This is a genomic window from Kocuria oceani, assembly GCF_029524215.1.
Classification (GTDB): domain Bacteria; phylum Actinomycetota; class Actinomycetes; order Actinomycetales; family Micrococcaceae; genus Kocuria; species Kocuria oceani.
The window spans coordinates 1-20,357 of the sequence record NZ_JARAMH010000034.1; the positions used below are offsets into that span (position 1 = coordinate 1).

Consider the following 20,357-nt stretch of genomic DNA (forward strand, 5'->3'; position numbering starts at 1 on the left):
CGGCGTCCTCGTCCCCTCCGAACACCACATCGGCGCCTTCCACGACTGGATCACCGAAAAAATCGGCGACGTCGTCCCGACGTCGGGCGCCTAGGCGTCCCCTTCGCCGACGGCCCGGCCGGCGCGGTGCCACGACCGACCGGTCGGCGCCGCACCGCACCGGCCGGGCCGTCGGCACGCCGGCCTTCCCCAGCAGCCACTCATCCAGGCAGGAGTCCTCCATGACTGTCGTCGACAGCCTTCCCACCTCCGTGCAGCCGAACCCGGCCCCTGCGGCGACCCCCGAAGGGCAGACGCTCCCCCAGTTCGTGCTGACGATCACGTGTCAGGACCAGGTGGGGATCGTCCACGCCGTCACCGAGTTCCTTCTCGCCCACGGGGCCAACATCAAGGAGCACCAGCAGTTCGACGACCCGGTGCACGGCCTCGTCCACCTGCGCACCGCCTTCACCGGTCCGCACGAGCTGCGCCTGGAGACGCTGGAGACGAACTTCGTGGCCACCGCCGACCGGTTCGGCATGCGCTACCGCCTCCACGACCAGACGCCGCCCCGGCTACTCGTCATGGTGTCCAAAGGCGGCCACTGCCTCAACGACCTGATCTTCCGCTGGCGGGCCGGTGGCCTCGGAGGGGAGATCGCCCTGGTGGTCTCCAACCACGAGGACCTCCGTCCCATGGCCGAAGCGGCGGGCCTGCCGTACCTCCACATTCCCGTGTCCCCGGCCACCAAGCGGGAGGCGGAGCAGCGACTGCTGGACCTGGTCGAGGAGCACGACATCGACCTCGTGGTGCTCGCGCGCTACATGCAGATCCTCTCGGACGACCTGTGCACGGCGCTGAAGGGGCGGGCCATCAACATCCACCACTCCTTCCTGCCCGGCTTCAAGGGGGCACGGCCCTACCACCAGGCCTACGAGCGCGGCGTGAAGCTGGTCGGCGCCACCGCCCACTACGTCACGGCCGACCTGGACGAGGGACCGATCATCGAGCAGGAGGTCATCCGGGTGGACCACACCCATGATCCACGGGCCCTGTCCACCGTGGGACAGGACGCCGAGGCGCTGGCCCTGTCCCGGGCGGTCCGCTGGCACTGCGAGCACCGCGTGCTCCTGGAGGGGTCCAGCACCGTCGTCTTCCGCTGAGCCCCGCGGTCCCTGCCGAAAGCCCCGGGCGTTGCCGCGCGGGCCGGTCCGGCACGGTGACCGCCCCACGACCCGGAGACGGCGCGTCGGCGCGGAGGGACCCTTCCGCCCCCAGCACCGCCTCCACCTGGTCTGCGGCCCCGATCCTGCTTCGCCACCGGGCTCGGGGCCGCAGCTCTCCGCCCGCCGGCGGCCTCACCGTCCGCCGGCGACGTCCGCCACCAACGCCCACCCCAGGAGACAGCACATGATCGGTTCGGAGACCCTCAACGACTATCTGGAGCGCCTGGCGTCCCGTGAGCCCACCCCCGGAGGTGGAGCGGCCGGTGCCCTGCACGCGGCCCAGGGCGCCGCCCTGATCGCCATGGTGGCGCGCTACACCACCGGGGCGCGGTACGCCCAGCACGAGGAGGAGTCCCTCCGGATCGCCGCCCGCGCCGACGACATCATCCCCGCGGCGCTGCAGCTGGCGGACGACGACGAGAAGGCCTTCGCGGCCGTGATCGCCGCCTACCGGCTACCCTCGGCCTCGGCCGAGGACCGTGCCGCCCGGAGCCGGGCCATCCAGGAGGCCACGGTCGCGGCGGCCGCCCCGCCGCGCGCGCTGATCGGCCTCGCGACGGAGGTCGTCGACCTGGGACGGCAGCTGGCCGAGTTCAGCAACCCCAACGTGATCAGCGACGTGGCCGCCGCCTCCGAGGCGGCCCGCGCCGCGATCGCCACGGCCCTGATCACGCTGGACATGAACATCAACGCGATCACGGACGAGCGGACCCGGACGGAGTTCCGGGACGAGCTCCACCATGCGCACAACGCCATCCTGGCGGCCCAGGTCGTGACGGACCGCGTGCGGGAGAAGGTGATGGCATGACCGCGCTCCAGCTGCTCGGGAAACCCGTCGCGCAACAGCTGCGGGCCGAGACCGAGACCAATGTCGCCGCCCTACACCAGCGCGGGGTGCTCCCCGGCCTCGCGGTCGTGGTGGCCACCGACAACGAGGCGACCCTGTGGTACGTGCGCTCCATCGCGCGGGCCGCGGACAAGGCGGGGGTGCGCTGCACGGTCGTCGACCTCGGCGCCGGAGCCGGAGCCGACGAGATCGCCTCGGCGCTCACGCTGCTGAGCGCCGACGAGGACGTCCACGGCATCATCCTGCAGACCCCCCTGCCGCCGGGAGTGGCCGCGGACGAGCTGGTGGCCCACATCAGCGCCGCCAAGGACGTCGACGGCGCCAATCCCCTCAGCCTGGGCCGCCTGACCGTGGGCCAGCAGGCCTTCGCCCCCGCTACGGCCCGGGCGGTGGTGGAGATCCTGGAGCACTACGAGATCCCCCTCGCCGGCCGGCACGTGTCGGTGGTGGGCCGCTCGGCGGTCGTCGGCAAGCCGCTGCTGCAGCTCCTGCTCCGGCGCGACGCCACCGTCACCGTCTGCCACTCCCGCTCCCGTCCCCTGGAGCGGTACACGGCGGAGGCGGAGATCGTGGTCGCGGCGGTGGGGCGGCCCGGACTGGTCACCGGTGCGCATCTCCGGCCCGGCGCGGTGGTCGTCGACGTGGGCACCAACGTCCTCGACAACGGTGATCTCGTCGGCGACGTGGAGCCCCTCTCGGCGGCGGAGGTCGCGTCGGCCCTCACGCCGGTGCCCGGGGGCGTGGGCACGGTGACCACCGCCCTCCTCGTCCTGCACACCACCCAGGCGGCGCTGCAGCTCACCGAGGAGCCGGCCTCCGCACGGACGCTGGAGTCCGGCACCCCGTCCTGACCACAGCACGACGCTCTGTCGCGCGGACACGGCGGGCCCGCGCGACGGAGCGGCCTCGAGCGGGGTGCCCCTGCCACGTCCGTCCCGGCCCGGACGATCCAGGGCGGCGCGTGCTCCCCGGGCGGCTCAGAGGACCTGGCGGATCTGCGTCTCGAAGTCCCTGACGTGGGTGAGCATGATGCCGGCGGCCTCCTCGGCGTCGCCCTCCAGCACGGCCGTCAGCAGGGCGCTGTGGACGGTGATGTGCTCCTGCAGCTCAGGGATCCGGTCGGCCACCACGCACCAGATCCGGGTGGCCAGGTTGCTGTAGCGCTCCAGCGTGGCCTGCAGGTGGGAGTTGCCGGCCGCCGCGTAGATCGCACGGTGGATCCGCACGTCCCAGCGCAGCGCCTCGTCCCGGTCCAGCCGCTCGTTCTCCGGGTTCGCCAGCCGGTCCCGCAGCTCCTCCAGCTGGGAGCGGACGCCGCCCCCGCGTCGCTCGGCCGCCAGCTGGGCGGCGAGGGGCTCCAGCACCTCACGGACCTGGGAGATCTCCGAGAGCGCGGTGATGTCCACGGTGGTGGCGAACGTCCCGCGGCGGGAGTAGGTGACCACCAGGTGCTCGGACTCGAGCCGCTTGAGCGCCTCGCGCAGCGGGGTCCGCCCGAGGTGCAGCTCCTGGGAGAGGCGCCCCTCGTTGAGGGGGGCTCCCGGCGGGATGTCCAGGAAGATCAGGCGGTCCTGCAGCTGCAGGAACGCCCGGTCGGCCAGGGAGAGCGGCTCGTCCTGGACGGAGGCGGGGGTGATGGACATGACGTGATGCGCACTTTCCGTTCGTGGCCGGGGAGCTGCCGTGGGCGGACACGCTCTCCCTGGAGGGCCTTGTTCCTACCGTAGCCCCACGCGCCGGGCGGAGCGGACCGCGGGCAGTCCCGTCGACCGGCCCGGCCTCTCGCGAGCGGGCCGGCGAGGCCGGCTCCTGCCGCACGGGATCACAGGATGCCGCGCATGGTGCGCTCGAAGCTGCTCACGTGCGCGAGGGCGAGCTCGGCCGCCTCCTCGGCGTGCCCCGCGGCGATCGCCTCCAGCAGGTCCACGTGCTCGTGCACGTGCCCGCCGACCGTGGGCACCCGGTCCAGGACGAGGCACCAGATGCGCGTGGCGAGATTGTCCAGCCGCACCAGCGTCTCCTCGAGGTGCGCGTTGCCCGTCGCCCGGTAGATCAGCCGGTGGACCATGAGGTCCGACCGCATGAAGTCCTGGTTCGTCGGCGCGCCGCCGCAGAGGTCCCCGAGGGCGCGGGCCAGGTCCTGCATCTGCTGCCGGGCAGGTGGAGAGGCCGCCAGCGCGGCCTTCCGGGCGGCGAGCGGCTCCAGGTTCCGGCGGAGCTCGGAGACGTCGGACAGTGCCGTGATGTCCACCTGCGTGGCGAAGGTGCCCCGCCGGGGGTAGGAGACCACCAGGTGGTCCGTCTCCAGCCGTTTGAGCGCCTCGCGCAGCGGCGTCCTGCCGATGCCCATCTCGGCGGCCAGGTGGGCGTCCTGGATCATGGCGCCGGGGCGGATCTCGAGCACGGTCAGCCGGTCGCGCAGCAGCCGGTAGGCCTGCTCCGCCATCGACTCGGGCGCTTCCGTGCCGTGCTCGGTGGATGTGGCGACGCTCATGGCTTCACTCCTCGTTCGGGTCCGACACGGAGGCCGCGGGACGCGTGCCGTCATCCGTTGACACCTCTCCAGGCCTAGCATACCTTTGAACTACAGCTGATATATCAAACTCGTATCAGCCGCTGAATGCGACTCGCTTAGGAGCTCAGGGATGCCCGATCTGAACACTCGCCTGGCCGACGCCGACCCGGAGGTGGCGGCGGCCATCGACCAGGAGCTGATCCGTCAGCAGTCCACGCTGGAGATGATCGCCTCGGAGAACTTCGCCCCGGCCGCGGTCATGGAGGCGCAGGGCTCGGTGCTCACCAACAAGTACGCCGAGGGCTACCCGGGCCGGCGCTACTACGGCGGCTGCGAGCACGTGGACATCGTCGAGCAGCTGGCCATCGACCGGATCAAGGCCCTGTTCGGCGCCGAGCACGCCAACGTCCAGCCGCACTCCGGGGCCCAGGCCAACGCCGCGGTGATGCACGCCCTGCTCACGCCCGGGGACACGATCCTGGGACTGGACCTGGCCCACGGCGGGCACCTGACCCACGGGATGAAGCTCAACTTCTCCGGCAGGCTCTACAAGGTGGCCGCCTACGGCGTCGCCGCGGACGACCACCTCATCGACATGGCGGAGGTGGAGCGGCTCGCGCTCGAGCACCGGCCCCAGCTCATCGTGGCCGGCTGGTCCGCCTACCCCCGCCACCTGGACTTCGCCGAGTTCCGCCGGATCGCCGACAGTGTCGGGGCCTACCTGATGGTGGACATGGCCCACTTCGCTGGCCTGGTCGCGGCGGGGCTGCACCCCTCCCCCGTGCCGTACGCCGATGTGGTGACCACGACCACCCACAAGACGCTCGGCGGTCCGCGGGGCGGGGTGATCCTGTGCAAGCAGGAGCTGGCGAAGAAGATCAACTCCGCGGTGTTCCCCGGCCAGCAGGGCGGCCCGCTGGAGCACGTGGTCGCGGCCAAGGCGGTGGCCTTCAAGTACGCCGCCGGCGAGGAGTTCCGGGAGCGCCAGGCCCGCACCCTGGAGGGCGCCGAGATCCTCGCCCTCCGGCTGCTCTCCCCCGACGTGATGGCCACCGGGATCAGCCTGGTCAGCGGCGGCACCGACGTGCACCTGGTGCTCGTGGACCTGCGCGACTCCGAGCTCGACGGCCAGCAGGCCGAGGACCGCCTGCACCGCATCGGGATCACGGTCAACCGCAACGCCGTGCCCTTCGACCCGCGCCCGCCGATGGTCTCCTCCGGGCTGCGGATCGGCACCCCGGCCCTGGCCACGCGCGGCTTCGGCGCCGCCGAGTTCACCGAGGTCGCCGACATCATCGCCCAGGCGCTGATCCAGCCGCTCACCGAGGAGCTCACCGAGCGGCTGCGCGGACGCGTCACGGCCCTGGCCGAGGCCTTCCCCCTGTACCCGGACCTGTCCCAGCTCGGCCGGCCCCGGGCGGAGGAGCCGGCCGTCGAGGCCTCCTCCGACGAGCTGTCCGCCGCGGAGCGGGCCTCCTCCATCCTGAACGGAGTGTCGTAATGGCCGATCTGCTTCCGGAGCACCCGGACTTCCTCTGGCACAACCCGGACCCGAAGACCTCCTACGACGCCGTCATCGTCGGCGGTGGCGGGCACGGGCTGGCCACCGCCTACTACCTGGCCAAGAACCACGGGATGACCAACATCGCGGTGCTCGAGCGCGGGTGGCTGGCCGGCGGGAACATGGCCCGCAACACCACGATCATCCGGTCCAACTACCTGTGGGACGAGTCCGCGGCGATGTACGAGCACTCCCTGAAGCTGTGGGAGCAGCTGCCGGAGGAGCTGGAGTACGACTTCCTCTTCTCCCAGCGCGGGGTGATGAACCTGGCCCACACCCTGGGCGACGTGCGCGAGTCCGTGCGCCGCGTCAACGCGAACAAGCTCAACGGCATCGACGCGGAGTGGATCACCCCGGACCAGGTCAAGGAACTGTGCCCGATCATCAACGTCGACGACGACCTGCGCTATCCCGTGATGGGGGCGACCTACCAGCCCCGCGCCGGGATCGCCAAGCACGACCACGTCGCGTGGGCCTTCGCGCGCAAGTGCGACGAGTTCGGCGTGGACATCATCCAGAACTGCGAGGTCACCGGCTTCCTGAAGGACGGTGACCGGGTGGTCGGGGTGGAGACCTCCCGGGGCACCATCCACGCGGGCAAGGTGGGGCTCTGCGGGGCCGGGCACTCCTCGGTGCTGGCGGAGCTGGCCGGGTTCCGGCTGCCCATCCAGTCCCACCCGCTGCAGGCCCTCGTCTCGGAGCTGCACGAGCCGGTCCACCCGACGGTGGTGATGTCCAACCACGTGCACGTCTACGTCTCCCAGGCCCACAAGGGCGAGCTGGTGATGGGCGCCGGGGTGGACGCCTACACCGGCTACGGCCAGCGCGGGGCCTTCCACGTGATCGAGGAGCAGATGGCCGCGGCCGTGGAGCTGTTCCCGATCTTCGCCCGGGCGCACGTGCTGCGCACCTGGGGCGGGATCGTGGACGTCACCCTGGACGCCTCCCCGATCGTGTCCAGGACGCCGGTGGACCAGCTCTACGTCAACTGCGGATGGGGCACGGGCGGGTTCAAGGGCACGCCGGGCGCCGGCTACTCCTTCGCCCACACCATCGCCACGGACGAAGCCCACCCGCTCAACGAGCCGTTCTCCCTGGAGCGGTTCGAGACCGGGATCCTCATCGACGAGCACGGCGCCGCCGCCGTGGCCCACTGACCCGCCCACCAGGAGGCAGGAACACCATGCTGCTGATCGAGTGCCCCTACTGCGGGCCACGCGACGAGACCGAGTACCAGTACGGCGGGGAGGCGCACGTGCCCTACCCCGAGGACCCCTCCCGGCTCTCCGACCAGGAGTGGGCCGAGTACCTCTTCTACCGCAACAACCCCAAGGGCCTGCTCGCCGAGCGATGGGCGCACACCGCCGGGTGCCGTCGCTGGTTCAACGTGGTGCGCAACACCGTGACCTACGAGATCGCGGCCGTCTACCGCATGGGCGAGACCGCCCCGCAGATCGGAGGAGTCCGGTGACCGACCAGACCTACCGCCTGCCGCCGGAGCGCAGCGCCGCGAGCAGCATCGACCGCACGAAGCCGCTGAGCTTCACCTTCGACGGCGAGCAGGTCTCCGGCTACGCCGGGGACACCCTCGCCTCGGCCCTGCTCGCCGCCGGCCGGATCACCTGCGGGGACTCCATGTACCTGGGCCGTCCGCGCGGGATCCTGGCCGCCGGCGTCGAGGAGCCCAACGCGCTCGTGAAGGTCGGCGCCCGGTCGGGCGTGGACGTCGACGAGTCCATGCTCCCGGCCACGTCCGTGGAGCTGAACGACGGGCTCTCCGCCGGCTACCTCCGCGGGCTGGGCCGGCTGGACCCGCGCAAGGACCGGGCCGTGTACGACCGCAAGTACGTCCACACGGACGTGCTGGTCGTCGGGGCCGGGCCCGCCGGGCTGACCGCGGCCCGGGAGGCGGCCCGCTCCGGAGCGCGGGTGATGCTGCTGGACGAGCAGCCCGAGGCCGGCGGCTCCCTGCTGTCCGGGCGGGACGAGGTCGTCGACGGCGTGCCGGCCCGCACCTGGGTGTCCGAGACCGCCGCATCGCTGGCCGACGCCCCGGAGGTCACGGTCCTGCAGCGCACCACGGTGATCGGCAGCTATGACGCCAACTACGTCGTGGCCGTCCAGCGCCGCACCGACCACCTCGGCGGACCTCCCTCCCCGGCGGTCTCCAGGGAGCGGATCTGGCACGTGCGCGCCCGCCAGGTGGTGCTGGCCACCGGGGCCCACGAACGGCCGGTCGTCTTCGAGAACAACGACCGCCCGGGGATCATGCTCGCCGGCGCCGTGCGCACCTATCTCAATCGGTACGGCGTGGCCGCGGGCTCGCGGGTGGTGGTGGCCACCACCAACGACTCCGCCTACGCCGTGGTCGCGGACCTCGTGGCCGCGGGCGTGGACGTCGCCGCCGTGGTCGACTCCCGCGAGGACGTCCACGGGGCCCCGGCCGCGGTCGTGGCCGGCACCGGGGTGCCGCTGTTCAGCGGCAGCGCCGTGGTCGACACCCTCGGCGAGGTCGAGGGCGGGCGCGTCAGCGGCGTCGTCGTCAGCGCCGTCGACGACCGCGGCGGCCTGACGGGATCGCCGCGGACCATCCAGGCCGACCTGCTGGCCGTCTCCGGCGGTTGGACCCCCGTGGTGCACCTGCACAGCCAGCGCCAGGGAAAGCTCACCTGGAACGAGCGGCTCGCCGCCTTCGTCCCCGCCGCTCCCGTGCCGGGCCAGCAGACCGCCGGAGCCCTCAACGGCACCACCGACCTGGCCTGGTGCCTGACCGAGGGCGCGGCGGCCGGCGCCGAGGCGGCCCGCCGGGCCGGTTTCGAGGGCAGCCCCGAGACCCCCCGGGCGGAGAGCGTGGAGTCCGCGCCCGTGCGCCCGCTGTGGCTCGTGCCCGGCCGCACCGGGGAGCCCGCCGAGTGGCGGCACCACTTCGTGGACCTGCAGCGGGACCAGACCGTGGCCGACGTCCTGCGCTCGGTCGGGGCGGGGATGCGATCGGTGGAGCACGTGAAGCGCTACACCTCCATCTCCACGGCCAACGACCAGGGCAAGACCTCGGGGGTCAACGCCATCGGCGTGATCGCCGCGGCCCTGAACACCGAGGACGTCGGCGGGATCGGCACCACCACCTACCGCGCCCCCTACACCCCGGTGGCCTTCGCCGCGCTCGCCGGCCGACAGCGCGGCGAGCTGTTCGACCCCGCCCGCCGCACGCCGATGCACGAGTGGCACGTGGCGCGCGGGGCGCTGTTCGAGGACGTCGGGCAGTGGAAGCGGCCCTGGTACTACCCGCAGGCCGGGGAGGACATGGACACCGCCGTGCTGCGCGAGTGCGCCGCCGTGCGCGAGAACGTCGGGTTCATGGACGCCACCACCCTGGGCAAGATCGAGATCCGGGGCAAGGACGCCGGGGAGTTCCTGAACCGGGTCTACACGAACGCGTTCAAGAAGCTCAAGGCCGGCATGGGCCGCTACGGCGTGATGTGCACCGCCGACGGCATGGTATTCGACGACGGCGTCACGCTGCGCCTGGACGAGGACCGCTACCTGATGACCACGACCACCGGTGGGGCCGCCAAGGTGCTGGAGTGGCTCGAGGAGTGGTCGCAGACCGAGTGGCCCGAGCTCGACGTGGTGTGCACCTCCGTGACGGAGCAGTGGGCGACCGTCGCCGTCGTCGGCCCGCGGTCCCGGGACGTGATCGCGAAGCTGGCCCCGGAGCTGGACGTCTCCCAGGACGCGTTCCCGTTCATGGCCTTCCGCGAGACCACGCTGGCCTCGGGGATCCCGGCGCGGATCTGCCGCATCTCCTTCTCCGGGGAGCTGGCCTTCGAGATCAACGTGGCCGGCTGGTACGGGCTCGCCGTGTGGGAGGCCGTGGCCGCGGCCGGGGAGGAGTTCGGCATCACCCCCTACGGCACGGAGACGATGCACGTGCTGCGCGCGGAGAAGGCCTTCCCGATCGTGGGCCAGGACACCGACGGCACCGTCACCCCGCAGGACCTGGGCATGGACTGGGTGGTGTCCAAGACCAAGGACTTCATCGGCAAGCGCTCCTACGACCGGCCCAGTGCCACCAGCGACGACCGCAAGCAGCTCGTGGCCGTGCTGCCCGTGGACCCGGAACGCCGCCTGCCGGAGGGCGCTCAGCTGATCGTCCACGGCACGCCCGTCACGCCGCAGGAGGGCCCCGTGCCCATGGAGGGCCACGTGACCTCCAGCTACCGCAGCGCCGCCCTGGGGCGCACGTTCGGCCTGGCGCTGGTGAAGAACGGCCGCAACCGCATCGGCGAGACGCTCCAGGCCCCGCTCGACGGGGAACTGGTGGACGTGGTGCTCGCCGAACCCGTGCTCTACGACCCCGAAGGGAAGCGCCGAGATGGCTGATCAGCTCCTGACCGACGACGTCACCGACACCACGGCACTGCGTCGCAGCCCGCTCGCGCACCTCGCGCAGCAGATGCACGAGCGGACGGTGCCGGGCGAGCGGGGCGTGGCCCTGCGCGAGGTCCCCTACCTCACCATGGTGGGCCTGCGGGTGCTCCCCGGCACCGCGGCGGCCGAGTCCGTGACCGCCGCGGCGGGGGTTCCCCTGCCCGGCGGCCACGGGCAGGTCACCGGCTCCCCGGACGGCACGGCCGTGCTGTGGCAGGGCCCCGACGAGTTCCTGCTCGTCGGTCCCGAGGGCGCCGGGCCCGCGGAGATCGGCTCCGCGGGGAGCGACCTCCGTGAGGCCGCCGCCGACGACGCGGGCACCGCCGCCGGGCTGGCCCGGGCCCTGGGCAGCGAGCCGGGACAGGCCGTGGACCTGTCGGCCAACCGCACCACGCTGGAGCTGTCCGGGCCCTCGGCCCGGGCCGTGCTCGAGAAGGGCTGTCCGATCGACCTGCACCCGCGGGCCTTCGGGCCGGGGACGGCCGTGGCCACGACCCTCGGACCGGTGCAGGTGCTGCTGTGGCAGACCGCCGAGCAGGTCTACCGGCTCCTGCCGCGGGCCTCCTTCGCCGACTACACGGCCCGCTGGCTGCTGGACGCCATGACGGAGTACGCGGCTCCCGAGGTTCCCTGATGGCCCTGTCCGTCCTGGACCTGTTCTCCGTCGGCATCGGCCCCTCCTCGTCCCACACGGTGGGGCCGATGCGGGCCGCCCGGCTGTTCACGGAGGGCCTGGCCGGGGACGGTCTGCTCGGCTCGGTCTCCCGGGTCCGGTCCGAGCTGTTCGGCTCGCTCGGGGCCACCGGGCACGGGCACGGCTCGGACAAGGCCGTGATCCTGGGCCTGCAGGGTGAGGACCCGGAGACCGTGGACACCGACACGGCCGACGCCCGGGTGCGGTCGAGCACGGAGCGCGGGCAGCTGTGCCTGGGAGGGACCCACCCGATTTCCTTCGACCGCGCCGAGGACGTCGTGATGCACCGGCGCAAGTCGCTGCCGGCGCATCCCAACGGCATGGTGTTCTTCGCCTACGGGACGGACGGCGAGCTGGTGCGGGAGCGCACCTTCTACTCGGTCGGCGGCGGATTCGTGGTCGACGGTGACGTGTCCGGGGCGGACCGCATCGTCCAGGACACCACCGAGGTGCCCTTTCCCTTCAGCACCGGCCGGCAGCTCCTGGAGCACTGCCGGCGCGAGGGGACCTCGATCGCCGGGATCATGCTCGCCAACGAGCTGTCCTGGCGCAGCGAGGAGCAGCTCCGCTCGAGCCTGCTGCACATCTGGTCCGTGATGCAGGAGTGCGTGGAGAACGGCTGCACGCGCACGGAGGCCCGGCTGCCCGGAGGACTGAAGGTCCGCCGCCGGGCGCCGGCCCTGCGGACCCGGTTGCGGGAGGCCGAGGCGGCCGCCGCCGCCGATCCTGACCGGCCGGCGTCGGATCCGCTGCAGGCCATGGAGTGGATCAACCTCTACGCCCTGGCGGTCAACGAGGAGAACGCCTCCGGCGGACGGATCGTGACCGCCCCGACCAACGGGGCGGCGGGCATCATTCCCGCCGTGCTGCACTACTACGCCCGGTTCATCGCCGGGGCGGACGAGGACGGCGTGGTGGAGTTCCTGCTGACGGCGGCGGCCGTCGGCATCCTCATCAAGGAGAACGCCTCCATCTCCGGCGCGGAGATGGGCTGCCAGGGCGAGGTGGGATCGGCCTGCTCCATGGCCGCCGCAGGCCTGTGCGCGGTCCTCGGCGGCACCCCGGAGCAGGTGGAGAACGCCGCCGAGGTCGGCATGGAGCACAACCTCGGGCTGACCTGCGACCCGGTGGGCGGGCTCGTGCAGATCCCGTGCATCGAGCGCAACGCGATCGCCTCCGTCAAGGCCATCAATGCCGCGCGCCTCGCCCTCCAGGGCGACGGCGAGCACACGGTCTCGCTCGACCAGGTCATCAAGACCATGCGCGAGACCGGCAAGGACATGAAGATCAAGTACAAGGAGACCTCCCGTGGTGGACTGGCCGTCAACGTCGTCGAATGCTGAACCGCACCTGCAGCCGGAGACGGTGCTCACCGCACCCTCCACGACCGAGCTGGTGCTGACCCTCGACTGCCCCGAGAAGCCGGGGATCGTGCACGCCGTCAGCGGCGTGCTGCTGGAGCACGGCTGCAACATCGTGGAACTGACCCAGTTCGACGACCGCCGGCTCGGCCACTTCTTCATGCGCGTCCACGTGGCCCCGGCCACGGGCGAGGCGCTCGACGCGGAGAGCCTGCGGCAGGACCTGACACCGGTGGCCGAGCGGTTCGGCATGCGCTGGGAGCTCAACGAGCACCAGGCGAAGCGGCGGGTGCTGGTGATGGTCTCCAAGTTCGGCCACTGCCTCAACGACCTGCTCTTCCGGGCCCGCACGGGCGAGCTGCCCGTGGACATCGTCGCGGTGGTCTCCAACCACCGGGACCACCAGCGCCTGGTGGAGTGGCACGGCATCCCGTTCTTCCACGTGCCCGTCACCCGGGACACCAAGCCCGCGGCGGAGGCGCGCCTGCTGGAGCTGGTGGACCGCTTCGAGGTGGATCTCGTGGTCCTGGCCCGCTACATGCAGGTGCTCAGCGACTCGCTGGCCACCCGGATGGAAGGACGGGTGATCAACATCCACCACTCGTTCCTGCCGTCCTTCAAGGGCGCCAAGCCCTACCACCAGGCCTACGACCGCGGGGTGAAGACCGTGGGCGCCACGGCGCACTACGTCAACGCCGAGCTGGACGAGGGCCCGATCATCGCCCAGCAGGTGGTGACCGTGGACCACACCTTCGGCCCCGAGGACCTCGTGGCCGCCGGCCGCGACACCGAGTGCAAGGCCCTCTCCGACGCCGTCCGGTGGCACTGCGAGGGGCGGGTCATCCTGCACGGGAACCGCACCGTCGTCCTGCGCTGACCGGCGGCCGCCCGCGCCTCGAGAGCCTCCGTGGTGGGTGTCCGCACCCACCACGGAGGTTCTTTCGCCTGCATGGGGCCCGTACGGCTGCCCTGCGCCCCGTACGGCTGGCGGCGGCAGGACCAGCGGGTCCCGCCGTTCGGGCCGGGCCCCGAACGACAGGTCCCCCCGGAGGCGGGTGCCTCCGGGGGGATCGGTCCTGCAGGGTGCCGGCAGACGGCTCTCCCGGCTCAGTGGCCGCGGTCGATCCACTCCTGCAGGTGCGGGGCCTCGGCCCCGATCGTGGTGGGATCCCCGTGCCCGGTGAGCACCTCGGTCTCCGGCGGGAGGGTCAGCAGCCGTTCGCGGATCGACCCGATGATCGTGCCGAAGTCGCTGTAGGAGCGGCCGGTGGCCCCGGGCCCGCCCTGGAACAGGGTGTCCCCGGAGAACACGACGCCGTGCTCGCCCAGCTCCGGTGCGTGGAAGCACACCGAGCCCGGGGAGTGGCCGGGGGTGTGCACGGCCGTGAGCCGCACCCCGTCCAGTGCGAAGGTGTCCCCGTCGTCGATGGCCCGGTCGAAGAGGGCGGACGGATAGACCTGCTCCCACAGCATCGTGTCGGCCGGATGCAGGTACACCGGCGCCCGCACCTCGTCGGCGACCTCGCGCACGGCGCGGATGTGGTCGTCGTGGCCGTGCGTGAGCAGGACGGCCACCACGGTGCGTCCGGCCACCGCCCGGACCACGGCCGAGGGGTCGTGGGCGGGGTCGATCACCAGGCACCGCTCGTCGTCGCCGACGAGCCACACGTTGTTCTCGACCTCCCACGTGCCCCCGTCCAGGGAGAACGTCCCGGAGGTCACCAGATGCTCGACCTTCACCCGGCCGGAGGCGTCGGCGCGCTGCGGCGCGGCCTGCTGCTCGGTCATCGGGCCGCTCCTGCCGGTGCGGCGGCGGCGTCCACGGCGTCGCTCTCCTCGGCGCCGGTCCCGCCCCGGGGGATCTCCACGACGGAGCGCAGGACGGTGCCGGCCTTCATCTTCTCGAACGCCGGCTCCACCTGGTCGAGGCCGATCCGCTCGCTCACGAACCCGTCGAGGTCCAGCCGGCCCAGCCGGTACTGGTCCACCAGCATCGGGAAGTCCCTGGAGGGCAGCGTGTCGCCGTACCAGGCGGACTTGATCGACCCGCCGCGCCCGAACACCTCGTCCAGCGGGATCTCCCAGGTGGTGCCCGGGGCCGGGACCCCGACCAGCACCATCCGCCCGGCCAGGTCGCGGGCCTCGAAGGCCTGCTTGAAGGTCGGGCCGATGCCCACCGCGTCGATCACCAGGTCCGCGCCGTGCCCGCCGGTGAGCTCCCGGATCGCCGCCACCGGGTCCTGCTGCCGCGAGTTCACGGTGTGGGTGGCCCCGAACTTCTGCGCCGTGGCCAGCTTCTCGTCGTCGAGGTCCACCGCGATGATCGTGCTCGCCCCGGCCAGGGCGGCCCCGGCGATCGCCGCGGCCCCGACCCCGCCGCAGCCGATCACCGCCACGGACTCCCCGCGCTTCACGGCCCCGGTGTTGAGCACCGCCCCGATCCCGGCCATCACCCCGCAGCCCAGCAGCCCCACGGCGGCGTACTGGTGGTCCTGGAGCTCGCCCTCGATCTTGGTGCACTGCCCGGCGGCCACCAGGGTCTTCTCCGCGAAGGAGCCGATGCCCAGGGCCGGGGTCAGCTCGGTGCCGTCCTCCAGGGTCATCTTCTGGGTGGCGTTGTGGGTGGCGAAGCAGTACCAGGGCTCGCCCCGCCGGCAGGCCCGGCACTGCCCGCACACCGCCCGCCAGTTCAGGATCACGTGGTCGCCCACGGCGACCTCCGTCACCCCCTCACCGACCGCCGAGACGATGCCCGAGGACTCGTGGCCCAGCAGGAACGGGTAGTCGTCACCGACGCCGCCCTCGACGTAGTGGTGGTCCGTCTGGCACACCCCGCAGGTGAGCACGTCGACCAGGGCCTCGCCCGGTCCCGGGTCCGGGACCAGGATGGTCTCCACGCTGACGGGCTGGTTCTTGCCCTTCGACACCACGCCTTTGACCTTGTGCATGCTGGAACTGCCTTTCGTCGTCGTCGGCACCGGGAACGGTGCTCGATCACAGAAGTCGTGCTGGGGTGTCCCGGTCCCGGGACGGGGCCGGGGGCGGAGCGGCACGCACTCCGTCCCCGGGAGGCCGGGCCTCAGCCGCGGATGCGCTCCATGCCGGGGTCCACGAGCGGCTCGGCGCTGACCGTGGCCGGGACGCGCTCGCCGAGGTACTCGATCTCCACGCCGTCGCCCTCGGAGATCTCCGGCGGGAGCCAGGCGTAGGCGACCGGCCGGCCCACGGTGTGCCCGAAGACGGCGCTGGTGACGTAGCCGGCGGCGGCGCCGTCCACGTACACGGGCTCCTTGCCCAGGACCACGGAGCGTCCGTCGTCGACGGTCAGGCAGCGCAGCCGGCGCCGGACCTGACCGTCGGAGGCCACCGCCTCCGAGCCCACGAACTCTCCCTTGTCCTTCTTGACGGCGAAGTCCAGTCCGGCCTCCACCGCGGTGTGCTCGGTGGTCATGTCGGTGCCCCAGGACCGGTAGCCCTTCTCCACGCGCAGGCTGTTGAAGGCCGCGCGCCCCGCGGGGACGATCCCGAACTCCTGGCCCGCCTCGTGCAGCAGGTCCCACAACCGCAGCCCCTGGTCGGCGGTGGTGTACAGCTCCCAGCCGAGCTCCCCCACGTAGGAGAGGCGCATCGCGGTGACCCGCAGGCCGCCCACCCGGATGTCCTTGGTGCGGAAGTACTTCAGGCCGTCGTTGGACAGGTCGTCGCGGGAGACCTTGGCCATGACCTCTCGGGCCTTCGGGCCCCACAACCCGATGCAGCAGGTCTCGGCGGTGGTGTCCCGGACCAGGGCCCAGGCGGTGGGGTCCTCGGCGCTCTGCCGGTTCGCCTCGGAGGACAGGTACGCCACGTCGACGCTGCTGTTGATGCCGGCCTGGAACAGGTTCTCGCTGAGCCGGGCCACGGTGATGTCGCTGCGGATCCCGGCCTTCTCGTCGAGCAGGAGGCAGTACGTCACGGCGCCCGGCTTGCGCAGGACGTTGCCGGTGGTGAGCCGCTGCAGCAGGGCGGCGGCCCCCGGCCCTTCGACCGTCACGCGCTTGAGCGGGGTCATGTCGTACATCGCCACGGCGGTGCGGGTCTTCCACGCCTCGACCGCCGCGATCGGCGAGTGGTACCGCGCCGCCCACGGCTCCCGCTCCGGCTCCCGCCACTCCTCGGGCAGCTGGTCCAGGAGCGCGGCGTTGGACTCGTACCAGTGCGGGCGCTCCCAGCCGTGGCTCTCCAGGAAGAACGCGCCGAGCTCCAGCTCCCGGGGGTAGAACGGGCTGACCCGCAGGTTGCGCGGCGACTCCCGGGGCTGGAGGGGGTGGAGGACGTCGTAGATCTCCACGAAGTTCTGCTTGCCCGTCTCCTCGACGTACTCCGGGGACAGCTGCACGTCGTCGAACCGGGTGGCCTCGCAGCCGTGCAGGTCCGTCTCCGGGACGCCGTCCACCAGCAGCTCGGCCATGGCCTTGGCCACGCCCGAGGAGTGGGTGACCCACACCGCCTCGGCCACCCAGAACCCGGCGAGGTCCGGGGACTCGCCGATGAGCGGGCCCCCGTCCGGGGTGAAGGAGAAGATCCCGTTGAAGCCCTCGGCCACCTCGCTGCCGCGCAGGCTCGGCAGGAAGCGCTGGCTCTCGGCCCACTGCTCGGTGAAGTCCTCGGGCGTGAAGTCCAGACGGGAGGGCATCCGGTCGTGGGCGATGTCGCGGGGCGCGTAGTGCGGCAGGTCGGAGAGGTCCACCGGCATCGGGCGGTGCGCGTAGGAGCCGATGCCGATCCGGTCCCCCCACTCCCGGTAGTAGAGGTCCGCGTCCTGGTGCCGGAGGATCGGCAGGGTTGCCCCGTTCGGGGCGTCGTGCTTGCCCACCAGCTCGGGGACCGCGGAGGTGAAGACGTACTGGTGGGCCAGCGGCAGGATGGGGCACGGCATGCCGGCCATCTCGCCGATCGCGGGGCCCCAGAACCCGGCGCAGGAGACGACGATGTCCGCCGGCACGGTTCCGTCCGGCGTGGTCACACCGGTCACGCGGCCGTTCGACCGCTCGATGCCCGTGACGGTCGTCTCCGGGCAGTAGGTCACGCCGGCGCGGGTGGTGCGGTCGATGAGCACCTGCACCGCCTTGGCGGCCAGGGCGAGCCCGTCCGTCGCCACGTGGTAGCCGCCCAGGACCATCTCGGGGTTGACCAGGGGGTGCTGCGCGACCACCTCCTCGGGAGTCAGCAGCCGGCCCTCGAGGCCCCACGACGTCGCGTAGCCCACCTTGCGCTTGAGCTCCTCCAGCCGCGCCGGCGTGGTGGCCACCTCGAGGCCCCCGACCTGGTTGAAGCAGCCCAGGGACATGAGCTTCTCCACCGTGTACTGCGCGAAGTGGGTGAGCGACCGGGACGGGTTCGTCTGGTAGACGAGTCCGGGCGCGTGCGACGTCGAGCCGCCGGGAAGGGGCAGCGGGCCCTGTTCCAGGACGGTGACACTCGTCCAGCCGCGCTGGACGAGTTCGTCGGCAAGGTTGGTGCCGACGATGCCGGCTCCGATGATGACGACGCGAGGGGTGGTGCTCATGGGCGGTTCTCCTGACCTGCGGATGTCGTGCTGGGGTCGACCGGTTTTCAGTTCGACTGGGACTCGTGGCCGTGGGCCGTGAGCCCGGGCGGCAGGTTCGGGGCCTCGGTCGACTCCTCGACCATGATGTCGCCGTCCACGACGCTCACCTTGTGGGTCCGGACCGGCAGCTTGGCCGGGGGTGCGTCCACCGCGCCGGTGCGGAGGTTGAACTTGGACGCGTGCAGCGGGCACTCCACCTCGCAGTCCTCCACCCAGCCGTCGGCGAGCGAGGCGTCCTGGTGGGTGCAGGTGTCGTCGAGGGCGAACAGCTCGCCCTCCTCCGTGTGGAACACGGCGATGGGCGGGACGGTGTCGAGGCGCAGGGCGTCACCGGGTGCGAGGTCCTTGAGGGGACAGGCCTTGTGCATCGGAGCGGATCCTTTCCTGAGGACGGGCCTGCTGTGCCGGGCAATCCGCGCCGGCCGAGCTGGCTCACCATGAGCAACAAGCATTGCAATGTGCAACAAGCGTGGAGACCGGCAATGCGTGCTGTCAAGAGGTCCACGCCAGTCGATTCGTGATCCAGGCCACAGCACGACATTTTGTAAATTTCTCGCGTCGCATTGACAGAACCCCTTGACGCTCCCTCTGCGCGAGACTCACTCTGAATCTCACATTACGAACCGTGTTGCACGACTTGCGCGTCACACCCGGGAACCGGCCTCTCGCCGCTGATCCGGGTCGCCACCCATCCGTTGTCTGTCTTTCGAAAGGGGTCCTTCATGGAGTCCCTCGTCATTGTCGGAGCCTCGCTGGCCGGTCTGTCGGCCGCGCGGGCGGCTCGCAACCTCGGCTTCGCCGGACGGCTGGTGATCATCGGTGATGATCCGGCTCGCCCCTACGACCGCCCGCCGCTGTCCAAGGACTTCCTGGCCGGGCGGATCGAGACGGCGGACCTGGCCCTGGAGACCGACACCGACGCCCTGGCCGCGGAGTGGATCCTGGGCACCCCGGCGGTGTCCTTCGAGGCGGCCACCCGCACGGTGGTGCTGGCCGACGGGCGGCAGGTGCACGCCGACAAGCTGGTGATCGCCACCGGCGCCTCCCCCCGGACCCTGCCCCAGATCGCCGACGCGCCCAACGTGGTGAGCCTGCGCACCATCGCCGATGCGCAGAAGCTGCGCGGCCTGGTCCGGGCCGGTGGCCGGATGGTGGTCATCGGCGCCGGCTTCATCGGCGCCGAGGTCGCCTCCACCGCCCACGCGCTGGGCATGGAGGTCACCGTGCTGGAGAAGTCCCCCACCCCGCTGTGCGGGCCGCTGGGGGCGCAGCTGGGGGCGGTCGTGGCCGGGCTGCACACCCGCGCCGGGGTCGAGCTGATCTGCGGGGCCGAGATCGCCGACTTCGCCCGCACCGACGGGCCCGTGGAGGCGGTGGTCCTGGCCGACGGGACCGTGCTGCCCACCGACGTGGTGGTCGTGGGCATCGGGGCGATCCCCAACACCGCCTGGCTGGAAGGCTCCGGGATCGAGCTGGGCAACGGCGTGCTCTGCGACGCGGTCGGGGCCACCAACATCCCCGGGGTCGTGGCCGTGGGCGACTGCGCCGCCTGGTGGGACCCGGCCGCCGGGCGCCACCACCGGGTGGAGCACTGGACCGGGGCCGCCGAACGCCCCGCGGTGGCTCTCGGGGCGCTGCTGGGCGCGGACCCGGCCACCCTGCCGGCCGTGAAGCCTCCCTACTTCTGGTCCGACCAGTACGGCACCCGCCTGCAGTTCGCCGGCGACGCCGCCGGGGCCGAGCGCATCGTCTACGAGCACGGCGACCCCAGGGGTCGTCCTTCCTGGCCGTCTACTACACCGGGGAAGACCCGGTCGCGGTGCTGGCCTGGAACCAGACCAAGCTCTTCTGCCGCTGGCGTAAGACCCTCGAGAAGCGCGCCACCGCCGCCGCCCGGCTGGTCGCCGCCTGACCACCCGTGCACCTCTCCTCTCCTTCTCTCGTCCTGACCCACCGCATTCCCCGCACCGTCTGAACCAAGGAGTTCGTGTTGTCGACCAACGTTGTCTCGGAGTCCCTGATCTCCACCCTGCCCGGATCCACCTACGTGGACGAGGCCGTCTTCCGCGCCGAGCAGGAACGCATCTTCGAGCAGATGTGGTTCTGCGCCGTGCGCGCCGGTGACCTCGACAAGCCCGGGGCCTACCGCACCG

17 protein-coding genes are annotated in these 20,357 nt (G+C 72.0%); 11 read left to right on the forward strand and 6 right to left on the reverse strand.

The features are described 5' to 3' along the window. Positions 1-221 precede the first annotated feature (221 nt). The 3 genes from purU (PU704_RS19245) (at position 222) to PU704_RS19255 (ending at position 2,903) form a co-directional block, all read left to right on the forward strand. The gene (gene purU, locus PU704_RS19245) at positions 222-1,142 is read left to right on the forward strand and encodes a formyltetrahydrofolate deformylase (RefSeq protein WP_277552686.1); all 921 of its coding nucleotides are present in this window, start codon (positions 222-224) and stop codon (positions 1,140-1,142) included. A gap of 247 nt (positions 1,143-1,389) precedes the next feature. After that, a complete protein-coding gene (locus tag PU704_RS19250; protein WP_277552688.1) occupies positions 1,390-2,013 on the forward strand; it encodes a cyclodeaminase/cyclohydrolase family protein in 624 nt (207 codons plus the stop codon). Continuing rightward, the gene (locus PU704_RS19255) at positions 2,010-2,903 is read left to right on the forward strand and encodes a bifunctional 5,10-methylenetetrahydrofolate dehydrogenase/5,10-methenyltetrahydrofolate cyclohydrolase (RefSeq protein ID WP_075872860.1); all 894 of its coding nucleotides are present in this window, start codon (positions 2,010-2,012) and stop codon (positions 2,901-2,903) included. Before PU704_RS19250 ends, PU704_RS19255 begins: the two co-directional genes overlap by 4 nt. Positions 2,904-3,029: 126 nt before the next feature. Here PU704_RS19255 and PU704_RS19260 read toward each other — a convergent pair whose 3' ends face one another. Both PU704_RS19260 and PU704_RS19265 read right to left on the reverse strand, forming a co-directional pair. Beyond that, a complete protein-coding gene (locus PU704_RS19260; RefSeq protein ID WP_047803166.1) occupies positions 3,030-3,695 on the reverse strand; it encodes a GntR family transcriptional regulator in 666 nt (221 codons plus the stop codon). Positions 3,696-3,874: 179 nt separating this feature from the next. Continuing rightward, positions 3,875-4,546, reverse strand: coding sequence for a GntR family transcriptional regulator (locus PU704_RS19265; RefSeq protein WP_277552691.1), 672 nt, complete (start codon positions 4,544-4,546; stop codon positions 3,875-3,877). 151 nt (positions 4,547-4,697) lie between these two features. Between PU704_RS19265 and PU704_RS19270 the strand changes: the two genes are divergently transcribed. Genes PU704_RS19270 through purU (PU704_RS19300) form a run of 7 tightly spaced genes read left to right on the forward strand, consistent with a single transcriptional unit; the run spans position 4,698 to position 13,491 of the window. Then, positions 4,698-6,068, forward strand: a complete 1,371-nt coding sequence (locus PU704_RS19270) for a serine hydroxymethyltransferase (RefSeq protein WP_277552693.1) — start codon at positions 4,698-4,700, stop codon at positions 6,066-6,068. Then, positions 6,068-7,285 carry a sarcosine oxidase subunit beta family protein gene (locus PU704_RS19275; protein WP_047803169.1) on the forward strand — a complete coding sequence of 406 codons (1,218 nt, stop codon included), beginning with the start codon at positions 6,068-6,070 and terminating at the stop codon, positions 7,283-7,285. The genes PU704_RS19270 and PU704_RS19275 overlap by 1 nt, the downstream gene beginning before the upstream one ends. 26 nt (positions 7,286-7,311) lie before the next feature. After that, complete coding sequence (locus PU704_RS19280) at positions 7,312-7,599, forward strand: sarcosine oxidase subunit delta (RefSeq protein ID WP_047803170.1); 288 nt, start codon at positions 7,312-7,314, stop codon at positions 7,597-7,599. Then, complete coding sequence (locus PU704_RS19285) at positions 7,596-10,511, forward strand: sarcosine oxidase subunit alpha family protein (RefSeq protein ID WP_277552697.1); 2,916 nt, start codon at positions 7,596-7,598, stop codon at positions 10,509-10,511. Before PU704_RS19280 ends, PU704_RS19285 begins: the two co-directional genes overlap by 4 nt. Then, positions 10,504-11,193, forward strand: coding sequence for a sarcosine oxidase subunit gamma (locus PU704_RS19290; protein WP_277552699.1), 690 nt, complete (start codon positions 10,504-10,506; stop codon positions 11,191-11,193). The genes PU704_RS19285 and PU704_RS19290 overlap by 8 nt, the downstream gene beginning before the upstream one ends. Next, complete coding sequence (locus tag PU704_RS19295) at positions 11,193-12,596, forward strand: L-serine ammonia-lyase (RefSeq protein ID WP_277552701.1); 1,404 nt, start codon at positions 11,193-11,195, stop codon at positions 12,594-12,596. Before PU704_RS19290 ends, PU704_RS19295 begins: the two co-directional genes overlap by 1 nt. A 22-nt stretch (positions 12,597-12,618) precedes the next feature. Next, positions 12,619-13,491 (forward strand): formyltetrahydrofolate deformylase, encoded by an 873-nt coding sequence (gene purU, locus PU704_RS19300; protein WP_047803173.1) that lies wholly within the window; start codon positions 12,619-12,621, stop codon positions 13,489-13,491. Between the two features lie 230 nt (positions 13,492-13,721). On the opposite strand, the gene PU704_RS19305 is transcribed toward purU (PU704_RS19300), so the two are convergent. The 4 genes from PU704_RS19305 to PU704_RS19320 form a co-directional block, all read right to left on the reverse strand. Next, entirely contained in the window at positions 13,722-14,402 is a 681-nt protein-coding gene (locus PU704_RS19305; protein ID WP_047803174.1) for an MBL fold metallo-hydrolase, read from the reverse strand. Beyond that, positions 14,399-15,562, reverse strand: a complete 1,164-nt coding sequence (locus PU704_RS19310; RefSeq protein ID WP_277552703.1) for an S-(hydroxymethyl)mycothiol dehydrogenase — start codon at positions 15,560-15,562, stop codon at positions 14,399-14,401. The genes PU704_RS19305 and PU704_RS19310 overlap by 4 nt, the downstream gene beginning before the upstream one ends. A 131-nt stretch (positions 15,563-15,693) precedes the next feature. Beyond that, a complete protein-coding gene (locus PU704_RS19315) occupies positions 15,694-18,162 on the reverse strand; it encodes a GcvT family protein (protein WP_277552705.1) in 2,469 nt (822 codons plus the stop codon). A gap of 47 nt (positions 18,163-18,209) precedes the next feature. Then, positions 18,210-18,572, reverse strand: coding sequence for a bifunctional 3-phenylpropionate/cinnamic acid dioxygenase ferredoxin subunit (locus tag PU704_RS19320; RefSeq protein WP_047802167.1), 363 nt, complete (start codon positions 18,570-18,572; stop codon positions 18,210-18,212). A 354-nt stretch (positions 18,573-18,926) separates the two neighbouring features. Here PU704_RS19320 and PU704_RS19325 point away from each other — a divergent pair, with 354 nt between their 5' ends. Further along, on the forward strand, positions 18,927-20,153 hold the full coding sequence (locus tag PU704_RS19325; RefSeq protein WP_277552708.1) for an NAD(P)/FAD-dependent oxidoreductase: 1,227 nt from the start codon (positions 18,927-18,929) through the stop codon (positions 20,151-20,153). Positions 20,154-20,357 lie beyond the last annotated feature (204 nt).

Excerpts from the sequence above, each read along its gene's own strand:
- PU704_RS19250 (WP_277552688.1), top strand. The coding sequence starts at position 1,390 with ATGATCGGTTCGGAGACCCTCAACGACTATCTGGAGCGCCTGGCGTCC.
- PU704_RS19290 (WP_277552699.1), top strand. The coding sequence starts at position 10,504 with ATGGCTGATCAGCTCCTGACCGACGACGTCACCGACACCACGGCACTG.
- PU704_RS19315 (WP_277552705.1), bottom strand. The coding sequence starts at position 18,162 with ATGAGCACCACCCCTCGCGTCGTCATCATCGGAGCCGGCATCGTCGGC.
- PU704_RS19270 (WP_277552693.1), top strand. The coding sequence starts at position 4,698 with ATGCCCGATCTGAACACTCGCCTGGCCGACGCCGACCCGGAGGTGGCG.
- PU704_RS19280 (WP_047803170.1), top strand. The coding sequence starts at position 7,312 with ATGCTGCTGATCGAGTGCCCCTACTGCGGGCCACGCGACGAGACCGAG.
- PU704_RS19275 (WP_047803169.1), top strand. The coding sequence starts at position 6,068 with ATGGCCGATCTGCTTCCGGAGCACCCGGACTTCCTCTGGCACAACCCG.
- PU704_RS19255 (WP_075872860.1), top strand. The coding sequence starts at position 2,010 with ATGACCGCGCTCCAGCTGCTCGGGAAACCCGTCGCGCAACAGCTGCGG.
- PU704_RS19260 (WP_047803166.1), bottom strand. The coding sequence starts at position 3,695 with ATGTCCATCACCCCCGCCTCCGTCCAGGACGAGCCGCTCTCCCTGGCC.
- purU (WP_277552686.1), top strand. The coding sequence starts at position 222 with ATGACTGTCGTCGACAGCCTTCCCACCTCCGTGCAGCCGAACCCGGCC.
- PU704_RS19320 (WP_047802167.1), bottom strand. The coding sequence starts at position 18,572 with ATGCACAAGGCCTGTCCCCTCAAGGACCTCGCACCCGGTGACGCCCTG.
- PU704_RS19310 (WP_277552703.1), bottom strand. The coding sequence starts at position 15,562 with ATGCACAAGGTCAAAGGCGTGGTGTCGAAGGGCAAGAACCAGCCCGTC.
- PU704_RS19325 (WP_277552708.1), top strand. The coding sequence starts at position 18,927 with ATGGAGTCCCTCGTCATTGTCGGAGCCTCGCTGGCCGGTCTGTCGGCC.
- PU704_RS19305 (WP_047803174.1), bottom strand. The coding sequence starts at position 14,402 with ATGACCGAGCAGCAGGCCGCGCCGCAGCGCGCCGACGCCTCCGGCCGG.
- PU704_RS19295 (WP_277552701.1), top strand. The coding sequence starts at position 11,193 with ATGGCCCTGTCCGTCCTGGACCTGTTCTCCGTCGGCATCGGCCCCTCC.
- PU704_RS19265 (WP_277552691.1), bottom strand. The coding sequence starts at position 4,546 with ATGAGCGTCGCCACATCCACCGAGCACGGCACGGAAGCGCCCGAGTCG.